This is a genomic window from Pseudomonas juntendi, assembly GCF_009932375.1.
GTDB classification, from domain to species: Bacteria; Pseudomonadota; Gammaproteobacteria; order Pseudomonadales; family Pseudomonadaceae; genus Aquipseudomonas; species Aquipseudomonas juntendi.
Window position 1 is genome coordinate 1 of the sequence record NZ_BLJG01000573.1, and the last position, 438, is coordinate 438.

Below are 438 nucleotides of genomic sequence, written 5' to 3' on the forward strand. Positions count from 1 at the left end.
ACGCCCCGGCCCTGTGGGCGCGCCTGCCGGCCCTGGCCGAGCACATAGACGCCGACACTGCCGACGCCGTTCTGGAAGAAGCGGCCAAGGTCAGCAGCCAGCTGATCGCCCCGCTCAGCCGCCAGGGTGACGAGCAAGGCGTGCGTTTCGACGCCGGCAGCGTCACGACGCCCGATGGCTTCCGCGAGGTGTGGAACACCTACCGCGAGGGCGGCTGGGTCGGCCTGGGCGGCAACCCGGCCTATGGCGGCATGGGCATGCCGAAGATGCTGGGGGTGCTGTTCGAAGAGATGCTCTACGCGGCCGACTGCAGCTTCAGCTTGTATTCGGCGCTGAGCGCTGGCAGTTGCCTGGCGATCGATGCGCACGCCAGCGAGGCGTTCAAGGCCACTTACCTGCCCCCCCTGTACCAGGGCCGCTGGGCCGGCACCATGTGCC

1 protein-coding gene is annotated in these 438 nt (G+C 69.4%); it reads left to right on the forward strand.

Annotated elements, in window-relative coordinates:
* Positions 1 to 438 (forward strand): acyl-CoA dehydrogenase family protein (locus tag GYA94_RS27325; RefSeq protein ID WP_174824233.1); only part of this gene is annotated, 438 nt, incomplete at both ends.